A 598-nucleotide genomic window follows, 5' to 3' on the forward strand; every position below is an offset into this window, starting at 1 on the left:
CCAGATGATCACGCGCCCGCGCCGCCGGCGCCAACCGCGCATACCCCGGCCGACGCGACCCCTCAGGCCGCTGCTCGTCCTCGGTCTGCGCCGCGCGGGCGAACTGCGCGACCAGCACATACGCGGCCTCCAACCGCGTCGCACCAGCCCGGTTCTGCGCCACAGTCGCCGCGCGAGCCGCCTCACTGACCGCCGCCATGTCCAACGCGCCCAGACCCTCAGGGACCGCGAACAACGTCCTCGCCGTCGTCACCAACCCCCACCCCCTCGCCGAGCGCACACCGAACAATGACCACCAATGTCGAACTATAGTTCGATCATACCGGCGCCCCGCCGGGCGCACAAGGGTTCGAACGGAACCGGTCGGCGCGTCGCGCGGCGGGCCGTGACCGCCGCGTCAGGCCAGGCGGGTACCGACCCACTCCGCCAGCACGCGGGCGCAGGCGTCGACGCCCTCGACCCACGTGGTCCCGGCGGATTCGTCGGCGGAGTCCGAGACGTGCTTGACCAACCGGGTGGGCACGCCGAGCATCGCCCCGGTCGCGGCGACCGCGTAACCCTCCATGTCCACCAGGTCGGCGATACCCGCCAGTCGGTC

2 pseudogenes are annotated in these 598 nt (G+C 72.4%); both read right to left on the reverse strand.

The annotated features are described in order from the left end of the window. Positions 1-253 (reverse strand): annotated as a pseudogene (locus HMPREF3086_RS19235) (HNH endonuclease); the annotation flags it as partial. Between the two features lie 144 nt (positions 254-397). Next, positions 398-598, reverse strand: a pseudogene (locus HMPREF3086_RS19470) (nucleoside phosphorylase); the annotation flags it as partial.

This window comes from Dietzia sp. HMSC21D01, assembly GCF_001815995.1.
In the GTDB taxonomy this organism is placed as follows: domain Bacteria; phylum Actinomycetota; class Actinomycetes; order Mycobacteriales; family Mycobacteriaceae; genus Dietzia; species Dietzia cinnamea.